Origin of the sequence: Synechococcus sp. HK01-R, assembly GCF_014217855.1 — a bacterium.
Lineage (GTDB): Bacteria > Cyanobacteriota > Cyanobacteriia > PCC-6307 > Cyanobiaceae > Synechococcus_C.
The window spans coordinates 1,462,032-1,476,917 of the sequence record NZ_CP059059.1; the positions used below are offsets into that span (position 1 = coordinate 1,462,032).

General features: G+C 59.4%; 26 protein-coding genes and 3 pseudogenes. 19 read left to right on the forward strand and 10 right to left on the reverse strand.

Features of this window, described 5'->3' with window-relative positions:
- Positions 1–50: 50 nt before the first annotated feature.
- From H0O21_RS07740 to H0O21_RS07745, 3 genes and pseudogenes are all read right to left on the reverse strand, one after another.
- Positions 51–419 carry a hypothetical protein gene (locus H0O21_RS07740; protein WP_185189277.1) on the reverse strand — a complete coding sequence of 123 codons (369 nt, stop codon included), beginning with the start codon at positions 417–419 and terminating at the stop codon, positions 51–53.
- 182 nt (positions 420–601) lie between these two features.
- On the reverse strand, positions 602–733 hold the full coding sequence (locus tag H0O21_RS13420) for a hypothetical protein (RefSeq protein ID WP_255441194.1): 132 nt from the start codon (positions 731–733) through the stop codon (positions 602–604).
- A gap of 143 nt (positions 734–876) precedes the next feature.
- Positions 877–1,557, reverse strand: a pseudogene (locus H0O21_RS07745) (leucine zipper domain-containing protein); the annotation flags it as partial.
- 90 nt (positions 1,558–1,647) lie between these two features.
- Here H0O21_RS07745 and H0O21_RS07750 point away from each other — a divergent pair.
- The 16 genes and pseudogenes from H0O21_RS07750 to H0O21_RS07825 form a co-directional block, all read left to right on the forward strand.
- Positions 1,648–1,791: pseudogene (locus H0O21_RS07750) on the forward strand (tyrosine-type recombinase/integrase); the annotation flags it as partial.
- Between the two features lie 42 nt (positions 1,792–1,833).
- Positions 1,834–2,835, forward strand: a pseudogene (locus H0O21_RS07755) (integrase core domain-containing protein).
- 194 nt (positions 2,836–3,029) lie between these two features.
- The gene (locus H0O21_RS07760) at positions 3,030–4,025 is read left to right on the forward strand and encodes an integron integrase (RefSeq protein ID WP_185189278.1); all 996 of its coding nucleotides are present in this window, start codon (positions 3,030–3,032) and stop codon (positions 4,023–4,025) included.
- A 219-nt stretch (positions 4,026–4,244) separates the two neighbouring features.
- Positions 4,245–5,174 (forward strand): hypothetical protein, encoded by a 930-nt coding sequence (locus tag H0O21_RS07765; protein WP_185189279.1) that lies wholly within the window; start codon positions 4,245–4,247, stop codon positions 5,172–5,174.
- 128 nt (positions 5,175–5,302) lie between these two features.
- Entirely contained in the window at positions 5,303–5,644 is a 342-nt protein-coding gene (locus H0O21_RS07770) for a DUF6864 domain-containing function (RefSeq protein ID WP_370523107.1), read from the forward strand.
- Complete coding sequence (locus H0O21_RS07775) at positions 5,641–6,051, forward strand: hypothetical protein (protein WP_185189281.1); 411 nt, start codon at positions 5,641–5,643, stop codon at positions 6,049–6,051. Before H0O21_RS07770 ends, H0O21_RS07775 begins: the two co-directional genes overlap by 4 nt.
- Positions 6,052–6,152: 101 nt before the next feature.
- Entirely contained in the window at positions 6,153–6,395 is a 243-nt protein-coding gene (locus tag H0O21_RS13650; protein WP_185189282.1) for an AbrB/MazE/SpoVT family DNA-binding domain-containing protein, read from the forward strand.
- On the forward strand, positions 6,395–6,754 hold the full coding sequence (gene mazF / locus H0O21_RS07785; RefSeq protein WP_185189283.1) for an endoribonuclease MazF: 360 nt from the start codon (positions 6,395–6,397) through the stop codon (positions 6,752–6,754). The genes H0O21_RS13650 and mazF overlap by 1 nt, the downstream gene beginning before the upstream one ends.
- Positions 6,755–7,404: 650 nt before the next feature.
- Positions 7,405–7,638 carry a hypothetical protein gene (locus H0O21_RS07790; RefSeq protein WP_130129659.1) on the forward strand — a complete coding sequence of 78 codons (234 nt, stop codon included), beginning with the start codon at positions 7,405–7,407 and terminating at the stop codon, positions 7,636–7,638.
- A gap of 61 nt (positions 7,639–7,699) precedes the next feature.
- Positions 7,700–8,107 (forward strand): DoxX family protein, encoded by a 408-nt coding sequence (locus H0O21_RS07795; protein WP_185189284.1) that lies wholly within the window; start codon positions 7,700–7,702, stop codon positions 8,105–8,107.
- A gap of 31 nt (positions 8,108–8,138) precedes the next feature.
- The gene (locus H0O21_RS07800) at positions 8,139–8,345 is read left to right on the forward strand and encodes a YqaE/Pmp3 family membrane protein (RefSeq protein ID WP_185189285.1); all 207 of its coding nucleotides are present in this window, start codon (positions 8,139–8,141) and stop codon (positions 8,343–8,345) included.
- A 99-nt stretch (positions 8,346–8,444) separates the two neighbouring features.
- Positions 8,445–8,759, forward strand: coding sequence for a DUF3303 domain-containing protein (locus tag H0O21_RS07805; protein ID WP_131454518.1), 315 nt, complete (start codon positions 8,445–8,447; stop codon positions 8,757–8,759).
- 64 nt (positions 8,760–8,823) lie between these two features.
- A complete protein-coding gene (locus tag H0O21_RS07810; protein ID WP_164498726.1) occupies positions 8,824–9,000 on the forward strand; it encodes a hypothetical protein in 177 nt (58 codons plus the stop codon).
- Between the two features lie 84 nt (positions 9,001–9,084).
- The gene (locus tag H0O21_RS07815; protein ID WP_185189286.1) at positions 9,085–9,795 is read left to right on the forward strand and encodes a response regulator transcription factor; all 711 of its coding nucleotides are present in this window, start codon (positions 9,085–9,087) and stop codon (positions 9,793–9,795) included.
- Between the two features lie 42 nt (positions 9,796–9,837).
- Positions 9,838–10,053, forward strand: a complete 216-nt coding sequence (locus tag H0O21_RS07820) for a Nif11-like leader peptide family natural product precursor (protein WP_131454516.1) — start codon at positions 9,838–9,840, stop codon at positions 10,051–10,053.
- A gap of 113 nt (positions 10,054–10,166) precedes the next feature.
- Complete coding sequence (locus H0O21_RS07825) at positions 10,167–10,394, forward strand: hypothetical protein (RefSeq protein ID WP_185189287.1); 228 nt, start codon at positions 10,167–10,169, stop codon at positions 10,392–10,394.
- Here the strand turns inward: H0O21_RS07825 and H0O21_RS07830 are convergent.
- The 3 genes from H0O21_RS07830 to H0O21_RS07840 all read right to left on the reverse strand — a co-directional run bounded on the left by H0O21_RS07830 (position 10,384) and on the right by H0O21_RS07840 (position 12,381).
- Complete coding sequence (locus H0O21_RS07830) at positions 10,384–10,863, reverse strand: thermonuclease family protein (protein WP_185189288.1); 480 nt, start codon at positions 10,861–10,863, stop codon at positions 10,384–10,386. The two genes, H0O21_RS07825 and H0O21_RS07830, sit on opposite strands and share 11 nt — an antisense overlap.
- Positions 10,863–11,108 carry a hypothetical protein gene (locus H0O21_RS07835; protein WP_185189289.1) on the reverse strand — a complete coding sequence of 82 codons (246 nt, stop codon included), beginning with the start codon at positions 11,106–11,108 and terminating at the stop codon, positions 10,863–10,865. Before H0O21_RS07835 ends, H0O21_RS07830 begins: the two co-directional genes overlap by 1 nt.
- 781 nt (positions 11,109–11,889) lie before the next feature.
- Positions 11,890–12,381 carry a GNAT family N-acetyltransferase gene (locus H0O21_RS07840; protein WP_221625460.1) on the reverse strand — a complete coding sequence of 164 codons (492 nt, stop codon included), beginning with the start codon at positions 12,379–12,381 and terminating at the stop codon, positions 11,890–11,892.
- Between the two features lie 131 nt (positions 12,382–12,512).
- On the opposite strand from H0O21_RS07840, the gene H0O21_RS07845 reads away from it, so the two are divergent.
- The gene (locus tag H0O21_RS07845; protein ID WP_185189290.1) at positions 12,513–12,797 is read left to right on the forward strand and encodes a DUF427 domain-containing protein; all 285 of its coding nucleotides are present in this window, start codon (positions 12,513–12,515) and stop codon (positions 12,795–12,797) included.
- A gap of 21 nt (positions 12,798–12,818) precedes the next feature.
- Here H0O21_RS07845 and H0O21_RS07850 read toward each other — a convergent pair whose 3' ends face one another.
- The 4 genes from H0O21_RS07850 to H0O21_RS07865 form a co-directional block, all read right to left on the reverse strand.
- A complete protein-coding gene (locus H0O21_RS07850) occupies positions 12,819–13,007 on the reverse strand; it encodes a hypothetical protein (protein WP_131454511.1) in 189 nt (62 codons plus the stop codon).
- Positions 13,008–13,086: 79 nt separating this feature from the next.
- Positions 13,087–13,320 carry a hypothetical protein gene (locus H0O21_RS07855; RefSeq protein WP_131454510.1) on the reverse strand — a complete coding sequence of 78 codons (234 nt, stop codon included), beginning with the start codon at positions 13,318–13,320 and terminating at the stop codon, positions 13,087–13,089.
- Between the two features lie 265 nt (positions 13,321–13,585).
- Positions 13,586–13,876, reverse strand: coding sequence for a hypothetical protein (locus H0O21_RS07860; RefSeq protein ID WP_185189291.1), 291 nt, complete (start codon positions 13,874–13,876; stop codon positions 13,586–13,588).
- A gap of 129 nt (positions 13,877–14,005) precedes the next feature.
- Positions 14,006–14,257, reverse strand: a complete 252-nt coding sequence (locus H0O21_RS07865) for a hypothetical protein (protein ID WP_131454508.1) — start codon at positions 14,255–14,257, stop codon at positions 14,006–14,008.
- 44 nt (positions 14,258–14,301) lie between these two features.
- Between H0O21_RS07865 and H0O21_RS07870 the strand changes: the two genes are divergently transcribed.
- Complete coding sequence (locus H0O21_RS07870) at positions 14,302–14,484, forward strand: hypothetical protein (RefSeq protein ID WP_131454507.1); 183 nt, start codon at positions 14,302–14,304, stop codon at positions 14,482–14,484.
- Between the two features lie 51 nt (positions 14,485–14,535).
- Positions 14,536–14,874 carry a phenylpyruvate tautomerase MIF-related protein gene (locus H0O21_RS07875; protein WP_131454506.1) on the forward strand — a complete coding sequence of 113 codons (339 nt, stop codon included), beginning with the start codon at positions 14,536–14,538 and terminating at the stop codon, positions 14,872–14,874.
- Positions 14,875–14,886 lie beyond the last annotated feature (12 nt).

The window sequence follows — 14,886 nt, forward strand, 5'->3', positions numbered from 1 at the left end:
CGGAGCTCGCCGGAATGCTTTGCATGATATTTGGGCTGCAAGTCGCTCTATCAGTGAAAAAGAGCAGGTTTTTCATGCGTTGAGCCGCTCACCTGCTCAATCGCCGCTGCCACCAACTCCAGCCTCTGCTGCAGGAATGGCTCGTAGTCATCGCTCCATAGCCCCGACTCAGGGCCATAGGGGATCAGGTGACTGCTGAGCACGGCCTGCATGGGGAAGCCGGTTTCATCGCGCAGTTCGGCCATGTAGACGGAGGGGGCGCTGCAGCTGATGCGTTGGTTGGTGGCGCTGTCGATCAGGCAGCGGTTGAGCACGCAGTCGCGCTGGCGGGTGTCGAAGCCGCGGTCTTCCAGGAACTTGGCGGGGAAGATGTGGTGGTCATCGATGCCGCTGGTGGAGAGCAGCTGATCGTTGAGCACGGCGCGGCTGTGGAAGTCGAGCGGGCGATCCCGCTGGCAAGGATCAGGCAGATCGTGGCCCGGTAGAGGGAACGCTGGCGGGGGGTGACATCCCGCAGCTGCTCGGGATTGAAGCGGAACTGACGCACGTTCTCGGGTGCTGGTGCCGCTGGATCGCTAAGTGTTGTGTCTCACCACGTTGATCAGCGGAGCAGCTCGTTGAGCCGCTGCTGAGGAGATCGGTCGCCGAGGGCTGAGTGCTTCCTGAGCCGGTTATAGATCGACAGGTAGCGAGGCAACCACTGATTGCGTTCCTCTGAGTTCTGGAACGGCATCCCGTAGGCCCATTCCCGGCACAAGGTCTGGATGAAGACGCAGTCGGCCGGAGGCCATACCGTTCGGCTTTGCCGTTGGTGCGGGGCGTGTAAGGCCTGGTGCGGATGTGCCTGAGGCCCAGGACCTTGCACGCCTTGGCAAAGCTGCGTGAGACATAGGCGGGGCCGTTGTCAGACATGACCTGCCTGCACTCGACACCCTGACTGTTGAACCAAGCCAAAACTCGGCTCATAAAGCCAATGGCCGTTGCCTGCTGCTCGTCTGCGAGCACCTCGACGTAAGCAAGCCGTGTGGCGTCATCAATGGCGACGTGGACACGGTCGTAGCCGACGCCAGTAGAGCGGCACTGCTGGCGGTTGCCGGTGATGCGGTGGCCGACCTTGCGAAAACGGGCGAGCTTTTTGACGTCGATATGGATCAGGTCTCCGGGATGCTCCCGCTCGTAGCGCTGCACTGGAGGTTTGGGCTCGAGATTCCGCAACCGCCCGAGACCAAGGAGGTTGAGCACCCTGGCCACGGTGGAGAAAGGTGCTGCTAGAAGCCTCGCGATGTGGCGCAGGTGCAGCCGTTGATGACGGAGCTCCACGGCGTGCTGCAGTTGCTGCGGATCGAACGTCCGCCGCTGGCTGCGGCGAACACTGCGTCGATCCACCAGAGCGGCTGCCCCACCTGAGCGGTAACGGGCCAGCCACTTGTAGGCACAGCGGAGGCTGATACCAGCTTCTGCAGCCAGTTCAGCCAGGGAGCGGTGGTGGTTCAGGTGTTGAGAAACCAATCGCAGCCGGCCTCGCTGCGTCAGGCGGGCATTGGCGTGTGTATGCATGGGGCGTGAGGTTTCGGTTGGGCGGTGACACCTCAACCGGTAGCGACCTCACACCTCATTGGCTACTGAACAACCTGCTGAGACAGAACAGCTACCCACTTACTTGAACGTGGATCCGACATTCGAACCATTCAGGAACTTCTGGGACACAGTGATGTGAAGACAACAATGATCTACACGCATGTGCTTAATCGAGGCCCGGTGACGTGGCCCCTGGAAATTGGTCCAGGGTGAATGAGAGTCCTCATCCGGCCAGACTGGGCCGGGGACTTCACCATGAAACGCATCCGCCACACACCCGAGCAGATCATCCGCAAGCTCAAAACCGCTGAGCAGTTGATCGCCCAGGGCAAGACCGTCGCCGACGTCTGCCGCGCCATTGAGGTCACCCAGCCGACCTACCACCGCTGGAAACAGCAGTACGGCGGCATGCAGGCCGAGGAAGCCAAACGGCTGACTCAGCTGGAGAAGGAGAACGCCCGCCTCTAGCCGAAGGCTTCTCCGAAGGAGTAGAAGCTTCTGGCCGAGGCTGAGCTGGAGAAGGCAATGCTCTAGCCGCAGGCCCGGCGAAGCCGTAGGAGTTAGCCGAGGGAAACTTCTGAGCCCGGAACGACGTTGAGCTGTCAAGCGCACCTTGCGGTGCGACAGGGCTGTTGAGGCCCTGCGCGCCATGTTCCGGGTATCGGAGCGGTTCGCCTGCAGGGTGGTGGGTCAACACCGCAGCACTCAGCGACATGCCACCAAGGTTGTCGACATTGAGGAGGCCAAGCTGCGGCGGCGACTCCGGGAGATCGCGGCCGCCGGCTCAAATTTCTCAACGTGATCGACGAGCACAGTCGTCTATGCCTGGCGATCCGTGTCGGCCGGCGCTGCAAGGCCAAGGACGTGGTGGCGGTGCTGGAGGAGCTCACCAGCCTCTACCCCGCACCGACATACATCCGCAGCGACAACGGTCCTGAGTTCAACTGCTTCGCAGAAGCCTTGCGGCTACGCTCACGCCCTCAGGAAGTGGTGCCAGAGCAGCGGCACCAGCACCGCCTACATCGAACCAGGAGCACCGTGGCAGAACGGCTTTGCCGAGTCGTATGAGCTCCGCTCGACTTCGTCTACAACAGCAGGTTCAGGGATGAATTCCTCAACACCGAGCTGTTTGCCACGGTGGCAGAAGCCCAGGGCTTGGCCAATCGCTGGCGCTGGGAGTACAACACACTCAGGCCTCATTCGGCCCCCCAGGGGCGTACGCCCCTGGAGGCAGCTCAACAAGGAGCTGCAGCATGATCACGACCACCCACTCTCATAAGCACTGGACCGATGAAGGGGGTCACGTCACAGGAACGGACGGCAGGTTGGTGACCGGCAATCCCCCGGAGGATTGGCGCCGGTGCGCGGGATGAACGGAGCAACCTCCACGACCAAACATTAGGCCTTTACAGCCGTATACACCAATGCCTTCGTGCGAATAACGAGGGGGAATGCTTCGTGCAGAGATCCTCAAGGCTTTGACCAGTGCCAGACCTGGCTTGATTGCCACGTATCGGGAAGCGTTGTCTTCACGTCACTACGCCCGACGAACAATTGGAACGTATGAGCGCTGGCTCCGGCGCTTTTTGAGGTTCCATCAGCGGCGCCATCCACGTGAGATGGGTGGGCCTGAGATCAATGCTTTCCTGACCCATCTTGCCGTTCAAGAGCATGTGAGCGCATCCACTCAAAATCAGGCCCTGGCCGCGTTGCTGTTTCTTTACAGGCGGGTGCTCAACGTTGATCCTGGCGACCTCGATGGTGTTGTTCGTGCGCGACGGCCCAAGCGTCTGCCAGTGGTTCTGAGTGTAGAAGAAGTCCGCGCGGTGCTTCAACAATTAGAAGGAGCCCCTGCCTTGGTGAGCGGACTGTTGTATGGAAGTGGGCTCCGGCTGATGGAAGCCCTACGGCTCCGTGTTCAAGACATTGATTTTGCGGCTTGTCAGGTGGTGATTCATGGCGGCAAAGGCAACAAGGATCGGGTGACGGTGCTTCCTCAGAACCTGATGGAGCCTCTGCAGATCCATCTGCAGGAGGCCAGGAGGCTCCATCGCCAAGACCTCGCAGCTGGGTGGGGGCAAGTCCCACTCCCGAATGCACTGGCCCGAAAATACTCGTCAGCCTCGCGTGAATGGATGTGGCAATGGGTGTTCCCGCAAGTAACGCGCTGGCGGAATCGGGAGTCTGGTGAACAGGGTCGCCATCATCTTGATCCTTCTGTCATCCAGCGAGCCGTTCGCTCTGCAGTCCAAGCTGCCGGGATCAGTAAACATGCCAGCTGCCATACCTTTCGTCATTGCTTTGCTACCCACTTACTTGAACGTGGATCCGACATTCGAACCATTCAGGAACTTCTGGGACACAGTGATGTGAAGACAACAATGATCTACACGCATGTGCTTAATCGAGGCCCGGCAGGCGTAACGAGCCCGGCAGATTTGCTTTGAGACAGGTTCTGCGGGTCCGTAGAACACCCGGAACGCCATCAAAAAGCCTCTCGCCGGTTGAGTAGACGAAAGGCCTATCCGCTGCTATCTGGGCCGATATACGCGATCTAGGTTGCTACGCAGACTTTCTAATTAGCGTTAGGAGGGCTCGCTCCGAGTGTTTGCACTCTTGCAAGGCGTAAGTAAGCTAAGGAAGACTCGTTTTCTAGCCACTCTGCGATGAGCATCGAGATATGCAGTCTTATTCCTGTAGATCTCAGGCTCGCATGGGCACATGAAGCCAACGATTTTACGCCATGGCTTGCCAGCAATTTGGACAGGTTACGTGCAGCAGTCGGAATAGATCTTGTCCTAGAAGGCACAGAGGTTACCGTCGGCCCTTTTTCGGCTGACATTCTGGCAACGGATGCACTCACAAATGAAAGAGTGCTGATCGAAAACCAACTTGAGCAAGCAGATCACGCTCATCTCGGGCAAATACTCACCTATCTTGCTGGACTTGATGCTCGATCGGTCATCTGGATCGCAAAGGCATTTCGCGACGAACACCTCTCTGCAGTGAGATGGTTGAACAATAATACCATGGATGACTTTTCGTTCTTTGCTGTAGAAGTCAGTGCTGTTCGCATTGGCGATTCTCCTGTTGCCCCTCTGTTCAGCGTTGTAGAGAAACCTAATGACTGGGACAGGCAACTCCATCAAGCTGCTCCTGGCATACAAGAAGATAAGCCTTCGCGCCTCGCGAAAGAGTACTGGGAAAAGGCATTTCTTGCTTATCCAGAGCTGCAGGGAGTGGGTAGAGCTGGTCCAGGGGGCTCAAATGTCTGGATTGAAATTCCAAATACACACTTCATCCTGTCACTTGCTTATAGCGTATCTTCTGTTGGTTGGTTCGTAAGGGGAGGTACTGGGGTCCCAGATTCTGATGTCGCTGAGGGATTACTGCCATGTCGCGACTGTCTTGCGGAGAACCTTGGCATACAGATAAATTCCAGCCCAAGTAACAGTTGGTCCACACTCTCAGAATGGCAGTCGCTTGATATGAAAAATCGTGATAACTGGGATGAAGGCATTAAATGGCATAGCCAACGGCGACTCATGGTCCTTGAGGCATTCAGTAAATGCATCGCAAGCCCACAGTCCTCCTAACACGGCCATGCACCTGACCCGCCTCCTACAGATTCCTGACCCGAAAAAAATCTCGAACCGACGGCTCTCTGCGGGCGGGTGATGGCCAGCGTTAGATTGCCACAACAAAGCAGGAGGCCCAATTGAAAGTGACAGTTGGCGGGAGAGAGTTGATTGACTACGCCACTCTCTTGGTACCAAGTGGCGAAGACGCTTGGGTTGAATTTACTGCAGACACGTCCCCAGTCAAAATCAAAATCTCCTTTATAGACGACAAAGAAGATCCCGAGACTGGCTATGCATTGACGGGCGCTGGAGATCACGCAATTCTGACGATAAGGAACTGGAATAATGCATTGCCAATGTGTATCGAACACCCATTTCACTTTGGCGAAGAAGATGGACGAGGCATCTATCTTCAATTTATTGGAGATTCTGTTGGCAGCCTAAAGCGGATTGAGCTTGCATTCTTCTGGGAGGCATCACAATGACCAACAGAGTGCGCTACAGCCAGGCAAATGCACGAATTGCAAAAGTCCACAACAATACGGACCAAGAGCTAATTGTTATCACAGCTGACAAGCTTGAGTTGGTTCTTCAAAGGCATCTAAGCAATCTCGAACGCCGAAAAGAGTGGATAGCGCCACTTGGCATACTGATTGCGATTGCGTCTGCATTTTCAACGGCAACATTCAAAGATGCTTACTTTTCGGCGGCAACATGGCAAGCGATATTTGTAATCACTGGTATTCTTTCTGCTATATGGCTTGTTAAAACCGGATGGACTGCGATACGGGCCCCTGCCCTTAGTGAGATCATGGATAAGATCAAGCAAAGTTCAGACAAGCAATCTAACAACCAACTGCAGCGGACGGATTCAAGTGCGTCCTCTGTTTAGCACTGGATTTTGGCCGCCGCTGATCTTGAGCGTTAGAGAGATGGGGGCGGAGCGGTTGCCGCCCATAACGGGTATACTCCCTGTATAGCCGCTGAGTTGCTGTGCAGACGCGGGTCCAGAAGTGGGGAAACAGCCTCGGGGTGCGGATCCCTCGTGGCCTTGCTGAGGAGGTTGGCCTCGGCGCTGGTACTGAAGTGAGCTTGAGTACCAAGGATGGCGAGCTTGTCGTGAAGCCGTTTGTCCCTGCTCGCCTCAGCCTCGATGATCTCTTGGCAGAGGTCTCAGAGAAGAATCTCCATTCCGCTATCGATACGGGATCAGCTTTCGGTGCGGAGATCTTTTAGTGACTGCTGCGTATGTCCCTGATCGGGGTGACTTGGTCTGGCTGGAGTTCACACCGCAGACAGGTAGTGAGCAGGCTGGACGGCGTCCTGCTTTGGTGATCTCGCCAAGGGCCTACAACGCGAAGGTTGGCTTGGCCTTGTTTTGTCCAGTGACGTCACGCGTCAAGGGTTATCCGTTTGAAGTGGCATTACCTAAAGGCAGTGGTGTGGTTGGTGTCGTTCTTGCTGATCAGTTGAAGAGCCTTGACTGGCGTGCCAGGAAGGCGAAGCTGATTGAGTGTGCCTCGCCTGATGTGCTGGCGATGGTTACAGCAAGGATCCTGCCCCTGCTTGTTCCTGACAATCCTTCAACTCCCTGACACAGCCATTCACCTGACCCGCCACTGCAGAATCACCACACCCATTGGCTCGCTTCTGCCTCAGCTCTGCGCGTACAGGTAATGGCCAGCGTTCGGTCGATAAGGAGACAGAATTGGTGTGGATGGACGATCCCTCATTGTGCAGTACTGATTTCACGGCGCATGAGATAGCCCGCCTTCCTCGAGAGTCTCGTCAAGCCGTTCAAAGGCAAGTTTGTAGCGCAGGTAGCGCCCGATAGGGCCTCAAGGCTACGGATGCCTCCCTGAAGGCTCAGTCTTTTCCGAATCGCGGATCCATGCCTTCACTTAAGCAGCCGTCTGATGGAGCTTGTGATGGCCTGGGCGCACAAGCGTGGGGCCACGGTTCCAGCTGGGCATCGAGAAGCGTTTTGATGCGATTGATGGCTTCCTTGCTGCAGACGCTGTGCGCCACTGGATCAAACACCATCCCTTGACTTCGTTTTAGCTGGCAGCCTCCGCCTTGGCATGGTGTGGCCCAGCTGATGCGATTTCTGCAAGTCGCTGGGCTGCCTTGCTGTCGCCCTCCCTCAACCAGCGCACTCACTGTTGGCTTGCTGTTTCGCTTTCGCATCCCCCATTCGGGGGATGGCCCCCACGACCCTTGGCGGCCGTTGGTTAGAAGAGCGCCCATGACCCAGTTCGAGCGCAACCAGATCCGCGCCAAGCTCCACCGTCTGGAGTTGGATGAGCGCTTCATTGAGCGCTACCTCGCCAAGCTCGATCGCAACGGTGAGTGTTATGCGATCGCCTGCCGCACGATCGATCGCTGGGAGAAGCCGGATCCCTCCGCCACCGTGCTGCAGGCACTGATCTGTGGCTTGCTTGCCGCTGCCGCTGGCGCCTGGCTGGCCCTGGTGGGTTAAGCCGCCTCGGCCTTTAAGGTTTCATCCGATACAGATCCCGCCTGAGCGGCCTGCCTGCGCCATGAAAGCTTCCAAGGTTGTCGACTTCCTCGGCCGTGTGCTGATGGCCGCCGTGTTTGTAAATGCTCTACCCGGCAAGCTCACCGATTTCGCCGGCACCGCTGGCTTCATCGCCTCTAAGGGCATCCCTGCTCCCCTGGCTGCTTTCCTGCTGGTGTGCGCGATCGCTGTGCTGATTGTGGGGGCGATTCTGCTGGTGTTTGGTGAAACCACCGTGCTCGGTGCCTCCTTGCTGCTGGTGTTCCTGGTGCCTACCACGCTGATCTTTCACACCTTCCCCATCGATCAGGGCTTTGTCATGAACCTGGCTCTGATCGGCGGGTTGATCCTCGCGATCACCCGCGGCAACGCCGGCGCCGCCCCCAGCTTCAGCAATCTGCGCGCCAGATCGGAACAGTGGCGCGGTTGATGGCTATCAAGGGGTTGCCTGCTGCAATCCCATGACTGTCGGCGACATTGTTCGCATCATCATTGCCTTCATTCTTCCGCCCCTGGCGGTGGCCACTCAGGTGGGGGTCACCGGTGCGTTCTGGCTCAATCTGATCTTCTGGTTGCTCAGTTTCGGGGGGCTGGGGCTGCCTCTCCTGGCGATCATGTGGCCTGTGGCTGTGATTCACGCGATCTACATCTGCGTGACCCGCAAGTGAAATCCGCGTCTCGTGCTGAGACCTGCAAGTCGTGTTCTGAGACACGTGTGAGATTCGCGGTGCCGCCTAGGTTCCAGCGGCAGGTCCTTCCGTAGATCCATGCAGCTCTATTTCGTGATCGGCACGATCCCCGATATCGATAGCCAGCTCGATGTTTACAGGGAATTCATCAACTACTTCGAAGCAGGGTGCCTCAACGATTGTTTCGAGGGTTTTGAGCTGATTCAGCGGGCTCACCTCCCTGGCCAGGGCCAGGTGGTGGCTTTGATGAAGGCCCGTGGCACGGAGGAGCTCTTCCGCCATCTCGCCCCTTGGCGAGCCCAGTTTGGCGTCGAGATGGAAATCACTCCGGCGATCAGTGATGCCGAGGTGGTGGCCAGTCACAAAGTGCTGTTCGCATCGATGGACGACTGAATCAGTCTCCGGCTTGCAAGCCGGGTTTCAATGGCCCTGGTGGCAACCCTGAGGTTCCAGATCGATGGCGCTCCTTCCCCGCTGGCACTACATGACCGACCAGAGCAAGGCTCTGGTGAAGCGCACCGCCGTGAGCCTGCTCGTGTTGCTCATCGCGGCCACCCTGCTGCGGGGGCTGCTGCCCTGGGTGCTTCTGGCTGTGATCGTGTGGTTTGTGTGGAGCTGGCTGAGCCGTCGTTGAGCTTGCGTCTCGGCCTGTGTCGTGATGCTGTTGCCCAGATCTCACGAAGCAGGCAGGCTCAGCCTGAGCACGCTGGTTCTCCGGATGGAACTTCGCCTCGGATCCCCGTCCATCCTGAGGGCCCTCGAGACGGCCGAGCGTCTGCTGGCCGATCAGCGTTTGGTGGCTGTGATGGCCGATCGCCTCACCCTGTCGGCCTTTGCCCTGGCCGGGCCCGTGCGCCCCGGCCTGGTGGGTGCCGCCACCACCGAAGACGAGGGTCTGCAGCTGGTGCTGCGCACCCAGCCCGATCTGCTGATCGCCTGCGATGGTCTCGAAGCGGGCTACGGCATCAGCTTGCTGCGCCGCGTGAAGGCAGAGCTGCCCACCACGCGCTTGCTGATCTTCCTGGAGCGTGAAACCCGGGAGGTGGTGCAGGAGGCCATGGAGGCCCACGCCGATGCGGTGATGTTCAGATCGAGCATGGGCAGTGGTGAGAGCGATTTCATCCAGGCCCTCAACGCCGTCGCCGAAGGCAAGGTGTATTACCCCGAAGCGATCCGCAGCCTGGCGGCTCAGTGCAGCCCCAGGCCAGGCCTGCCGCCGCTGGTGGAGGAGCTCAGCGCCAGGGAGCTGCAGGTGGCTGCTGCCGTGGCCCGCGGGCTCTCCAACAAAGAGATCGGTGATCTGTATGGCATCTCGCCGGAAACGGTGAAAACCCATGTGAGCAACGCCTCCGACAAGCTCGGCGCCAGCGATCGCACCCAGCTGGCGGTGCTGGCCCTCCTCTACGGCCTGATTGATCCGTTGGGGTGATGATGATCAGCTGCAGCCGCAGCTGACGCTGCCTTTTGTGCAATGGCTCTCGATCAGTTGAAGGCGTTCCTTGTGCGCATGCAAGACGATGCGCAGATCAAGCAGACCGTGCTGGCCGCCTCCACCGCTGACGATGTCGCCAAGATCGCTGCCGGGCTTGGTTATGAGTTCTCCGGTGATGAACTGCTGCGCTTCTCCGGCCAGAAGGTGGGCCGGGTCACCGTCTCCAAGCAGGAAACTCCCGGCGAATACAACTGAGTCCCCCGCGGAGGGTTGACGCTTCTGGAATCGTCACATCAGGGCGTGCTCTCTGATACAGCGCCGATCGTCGGCCGGGCCAAAGCTGATCGTCTCTCCTGGCGCCACCGCGCATGTCAGCTCCACGCCGCTACAGGCTGATTGATGCCGCCCTGCAGCCCCATCCCCACTTCGATGATGAATATGCCTCGCTGCCGGAGGCCCTGGATGCAGCGATTCACTGGAGCCTGTTGCTCGCCTTTGATCCGATCCAGTCATCCATCGGCGTTGAGGTGAGCACCGATTCCGGCAGCTGGCGCACGCTTCAGCTGCCCTCCAGCGCCAAAGCTCTCACTCTCTAGCCCGGAAGATCCAGGGGCGGGTGATGCCCTGCTGGCTCCAGATCCCCAGCCGTTGGCGTTGGGCCTGCCGCTCTGCCTCCAGATAGGCCTTGCGATCACAACGCTTCAGGTAGCGGTGGAAAACAAACGCCTGGCCCTGTTGAACCATCGCCAGATTGATGTTGCGCCCTTCAGAGCTGAACAGTTCCGCCACGCTGCGGCCATAGCGATCCTTCGTTTGCACCCGGACGCTGAGCCCGCTGCCCACGGGGACGAGTCGCACCAGTGCTGCTTTGGATCGCGCGCCGTAGGGAGCCTGGGCCCGTTCCGGTGCATCGATGCACGCCAGGCGAAGGGTGAGTGTGCGGCCGGCTTCGCTCACGCGCAGCGTGTCTCCATCGCCGATCGACAGCACACGCGCCCTCTGGATCACGATCGGAGTGGTGGCCAGCACCACAGCCAGCACCTCAGTCAGCACTGGGGCTGCCATCACCCACTGATGCGTCTGGCATCAATGATCCGCGCCAGCTCGAGCATGTAGCCCGCTGTGCACCAGCGGCCATAGTTGCGAGCCCGGTTTTCCAGGTCGGAGCGGATCTCAGCGGTTTCCGCCATCAGCAGATCCAGCTCACCCTGCGGGAGCTCGAAGAGCTCCTGAAGTTCCACCTCCCGATCGAGTAGGTGACTCCGGAACCACTTCTGTGTTGTGTCCTGGGGTGGGGTGTCGCGTGGCATGCCTGCATTGCCTTGATGGGCAAAGGCCGCCCCCTCCGTTGGGAAGGGACGGCCTTGTTCGCGTTCTGTGCGAAGCGACTGGCTGTTGGCGCCTGGGGCCAGGGGATCCAGAGGTGGGGTTGATGAAGCTCCGGGGCACCTACTCCGTGGAACACGGTTGGGGCGGTGCAGTGGAGTGTCGATCGACGTGGCGCACAGTCGTTGCCTGCCGAAGGACCAACCTCACGGATGGGTGGAAACTGTTGGAGCAGGGGCCGGAAAGTCAGGCTGCTTCTCAGTTTTGCTCCGGTGGAGTGTCGGCCGTCATGGGCTCCTCCGATCTCGATGCACACAGTGTTGGTGATCCCGGCGACCAGGGCAATCGGTGTTAAGGCGCATTGCCTCCAGGGGCGGAAGCGCCGAGAGTCAGAACGGCGTGCCCATGGAGTGCCCAGCCATCGCCAGGATCTTGCAGCGCCTTAGCGCTGCCCCAACAGTTCATCCCAGCTGATCAGTTGACCGTTGCTGATGCGCTGTTGGGTTTGCTGTCGTTTCTGACGGGGACCGCTTGATGGGCGGCTCGCGGATTCATGAGCAGGCAACGGCTTAGGGCCGCGCCTGGGAGCGGTGTGTTGTTTCATCGTGGTTCACCTGTTAGGCGGTATCTGGATCGCGCTGAATGGAATGAATATTCAGGCTCACTTGGCGACCGAGCGTCTTTAGGGGCTCGTTTCACATCTCCACCATCGCACAGATCCAATCGGCCCGGGTTCGCTCAGGTTGTTCGGTTGCACGCCAGCACTCACCAAAGCTCCGGATTGTTCAGGGCGCCTTCGATGCGTGAACCGCTCCGCACGCCCTTCAGCACACCAGGCGTCAGCGCACGGGCAAACCAGCAGTCACCATGCTCCGTGGGTTGGGGGGTGCTCACCTGGTGGGGTGTGGAAAAGCGCCGGGCGTAGTGCAGGGGATTGCCCAGCACGAACAGCGCATCGGCTTCCAGGGCCTCTTCCGCTCGGTTCATCAATTCGCTCGCGAGCCCCTGGCGCTGCCAAGCGGGGAGCACGGCCAGCGGTGCCATCACAAACGTCTTGAGCCGGGGCGCTGCAATCAGTGTGAGCGGGGTGTAGCAGGCATGGGCCACCACGGCCCCGTCCCGTTCCAGTGTGAAGCTGGGGCGTCCTTCTTGGATCAACGTCTCCGCCAGGTCGGCAATGCTGCGCGCTTCGTCGGGGCCATAGAGCGGTTCCCGGGAGAACGCCTCAAGGTGAAGAGTGCGTATTTCCTCGATCAAGGCTCGATCGGACGATGACCGGGAGTCCAAGGGTCTGACGTCTGTTCGACCTTGTCTAGCGATGGCTCCCGTGCGGCGGCCACCCGTGCTCCAGCCCTACGCTGCACCGGCTGCCATGGAGCGACTTTTTGATGAAGGCGATCTTCAACGGAACCGTGATCGCCGAGAGCGATGACATCGTCATGGTCGATGGGAACCCCTATTTCCCCCGCTCCTCCATGCGTGAGGAGTACTTCCGGGAATCCAGTCTCACAACGGTCTGCGGCTGGAAAGGAACCGCCCGCTACTGGGATGTGGTGGTCGGAGATCAATCGGTCGCCAATGGTGTTTGGGCCTACGACACCCCCAAGCCCGATGCCGAATCGATCCGTGAGCGGTTCGCGTTTTATCGGGGCAAAGGGGTGGAGGTCAGCTGACGCGACCGTTCCTGGAGGCCTTCACTTGCCCTCCGGTAACGGGCAGGGCATCAGAGGCAGGGTCTCGCCTTTGGGGTGGAGCCACTCCTCGAATTCCTGGTGAACCGCCTCAGCATCAGCCAGTCGATCGCGGCTGGTGAGCACCCTGCTGCGTTGTCGGCTGTAATCCACAGCGCCTTCGATCAGTTCGATCGCCTGTTCGGTGGTCATGGGGATAAGGCATTTGCCAGCCATGCTTGGTCCCCTGCACCAGTCCGGTCGTCGCGATGGCGACAGTGCGGCTCGTTTTTCAGCGTTCCAGCACCGCCGAGTGCAACTGGCTGAGCAGGCGGGCGGCCAGACCCCTTGAAATGCGGCGTGCCACCAGCAATTGGCAGATCCAATCAAATAACGGAGGGTTGCTGGGGTTCTGCAGCAGGTGATCGCGAAGGTCCAGCAGTGCCTCCTGGTGCCGACACCCCCGCAGAGCATCGATCAGGGTGTCTTCCGGGGCCCTGGTGCTTGGCGCGGCGGTGATTGTCATGGAACCGTTCAGACGCTGTTTCGTTCTGGCACCGATGAGCGGTCTGTTGCAACAACCGCTTGAGATCGCAGCCTTTCTGCTGCTGAACAGCCTTCCTGCTGCTGAACAGCCTTCCTGCTGCTGAACAGTCTTCCTTCCCAAGCATTGCCCTTCACATCTGCAGCACCAGCCAAGCCAGGCCGCAACCCACCACCAGGGAGATCACGCCAACGATGGCCTTCCAGAAGCGGGGATCACTGGGTTGGAAGACCATCGGTTGGGTGATTCAGCACAGCTCCAGTTTCAGATAAGCGTCGTCCAGTTCTCGCATCTCTTCGAGGTTTTCGTGGAACCAGCAGCCATACATCAGATGGATGATCCGGCCGGTGTCCATGTCGCGATCGGCGACTTCCTGCCAGAGCCGGTGGGCCAGCTCCTGATCCGCGAGCACAAACTGCGCTTCCACCAACGCCTGCACCATCTGGAAGTACGACTGACGGTCATTGCGAAGCCGGCATTCCTCGCTGCCAGTTGCTGCCGGCATCGAAGCCGGTGATTTCAGCTGGGTGCGCGTCATCGACAACCTCCTTGCTGCGATCAAGCTCATCAACACTGTTGATCGCGGCGCGATCCGCGGCAATCAGTATTCATGCGCACTCTTTGGCGCTGGCTGACTAGGCGCCGACGGATTGGGAGCGGCCTGAACTCAGGGGATCAGGTTCATGCCAAGGAAACCGCGGCCCAGGCCGGAGCGTTTGTCCTGCAGAAAGGTGACCGCCAGTTCGAAATCCATCAGCCCGGCGGCTTCGATCGTCTCCAGGGGTAATTGCCCCTGGCTGCGCTGGGCGTAATTGCTGTAGATCTCCTCTTTACGAGCTGAGAGAAAACTCACCAGTTCGCGCAGGATGAAGTCTCTCCATTCGTCTTTGTCCTGCTGACGCACCTCAGGAGCAGTCATCACGATGATTCAGGCCTGATCGGCACCCTAGAGACAACGCACCGATGCTCACCGCTCTCGATACGCCCACCATCAGTCTCCTGTTGTTTGGTGCTTGTTTCGCGGCCCTGCAGGTGTGGTGGATCGCCTCCCTGTTGCAGCGCAACCGTCGCCGCCGTGCGGGTGAGCCGATGAGCAGCCGTGAGTTCCGCGCTGAGTTGGAGCGCATCTTCCGGCGAGAGGCCTGAAGCTTCCAGGCTGAAGCGTGGCAGCATCTCCCCCATCGCGTCTCCCCTGTCATGCCTTTGATCAACGTGCGCACCTCGTTGCCTGCCGTCAAAGACGGCTCCGCGCTGTTGCAGGAGCTGTCGACGGCATTGGCCGAGCAGACCGGCAAGCCGGAGGCTTATGTGATGACCCTGCTGGAGACCGGCGTGCCCATGACCTTCGCCGGTAGCGCTGACCCCTGTGCCTATGTGGAGGTCAAGTCGATCGGTGCCCTGCGGCCGCCGGCGATGACCGCCGCATTTTGTGAGCTCATCCAGAGCCGCACGGGTATTCCCGCCAATCGCATCTACATCGGCTTTGACGATGTGCAAGCCAGCTGCTGGGGCTGGAACGGTTCAACCTTCGGTTGAATTCCGATGCCT

Excerpts from the sequence above, each read along its gene's own strand:
- H0O21_RS13420 (WP_255441194.1), bottom strand. The coding sequence starts at position 733 with ATGCCGTTCCAGAACTCAGAGGAACGCAATCAGTGGTTGCCTCGCTAC.
- H0O21_RS07760 (WP_185189278.1), top strand. The coding sequence starts at position 3,030 with ATGCTTCGTGCAGAGATCCTCAAGGCTTTGACCAGTGCCAGACCTGGC.
- H0O21_RS07765 (WP_185189279.1), top strand. The coding sequence starts at position 4,245 with ATGAGCATCGAGATATGCAGTCTTATTCCTGTAGATCTCAGGCTCGCA.
- H0O21_RS07775 (WP_185189281.1), top strand. The coding sequence starts at position 5,641 with ATGACCAACAGAGTGCGCTACAGCCAGGCAAATGCACGAATTGCAAAA.
- H0O21_RS07790 (WP_130129659.1), top strand. The coding sequence starts at position 7,405 with ATGACCCAGTTCGAGCGCAACCAGATCCGCGCCAAGCTCCACCGTCTG.
- H0O21_RS07795 (WP_185189284.1), top strand. The coding sequence starts at position 7,700 with ATGAAAGCTTCCAAGGTTGTCGACTTCCTCGGCCGTGTGCTGATGGCC.
- H0O21_RS07800 (WP_185189285.1), top strand. The coding sequence starts at position 8,139 with ATGACTGTCGGCGACATTGTTCGCATCATCATTGCCTTCATTCTTCCG.
- H0O21_RS07805 (WP_131454518.1), top strand. The coding sequence starts at position 8,445 with ATGCAGCTCTATTTCGTGATCGGCACGATCCCCGATATCGATAGCCAG.
- H0O21_RS07810 (WP_164498726.1), top strand. The coding sequence starts at position 8,824 with ATGGCGCTCCTTCCCCGCTGGCACTACATGACCGACCAGAGCAAGGCT.
- H0O21_RS07815 (WP_185189286.1), top strand. The coding sequence starts at position 9,085 with ATGGAACTTCGCCTCGGATCCCCGTCCATCCTGAGGGCCCTCGAGACG.
- H0O21_RS07820 (WP_131454516.1), top strand. The coding sequence starts at position 9,838 with ATGGCTCTCGATCAGTTGAAGGCGTTCCTTGTGCGCATGCAAGACGAT.
- H0O21_RS07825 (WP_185189287.1), top strand. The coding sequence starts at position 10,167 with ATGTCAGCTCCACGCCGCTACAGGCTGATTGATGCCGCCCTGCAGCCC.
- H0O21_RS07830 (WP_185189288.1), bottom strand. The coding sequence starts at position 10,863 with ATGGCAGCCCCAGTGCTGACTGAGGTGCTGGCTGTGGTGCTGGCCACC.
- H0O21_RS07835 (WP_185189289.1), bottom strand. The coding sequence starts at position 11,108 with ATGCCACGCGACACCCCACCCCAGGACACAACACAGAAGTGGTTCCGG.
- H0O21_RS07845 (WP_185189290.1), top strand. The coding sequence starts at position 12,513 with ATGAAGGCGATCTTCAACGGAACCGTGATCGCCGAGAGCGATGACATC.
- H0O21_RS07850 (WP_131454511.1), bottom strand. The coding sequence starts at position 13,007 with ATGACCACCGAACAGGCGATCGAACTGATCGAAGGCGCTGTGGATTAC.
- H0O21_RS07855 (WP_131454510.1), bottom strand. The coding sequence starts at position 13,320 with ATGACAATCACCGCCGCGCCAAGCACCAGGGCCCCGGAAGACACCCTG.
- H0O21_RS07860 (WP_185189291.1), bottom strand. The coding sequence starts at position 13,876 with ATGACGCGCACCCAGCTGAAATCACCGGCTTCGATGCCGGCAGCAACT.
- H0O21_RS07865 (WP_131454508.1), bottom strand. The coding sequence starts at position 14,257 with ATGACTGCTCCTGAGGTGCGTCAGCAGGACAAAGACGAATGGAGAGAC.
- H0O21_RS07870 (WP_131454507.1), top strand. The coding sequence starts at position 14,302 with ATGCTCACCGCTCTCGATACGCCCACCATCAGTCTCCTGTTGTTTGGT.
- H0O21_RS07875 (WP_131454506.1), top strand. The coding sequence starts at position 14,536 with ATGCCTTTGATCAACGTGCGCACCTCGTTGCCTGCCGTCAAAGACGGC.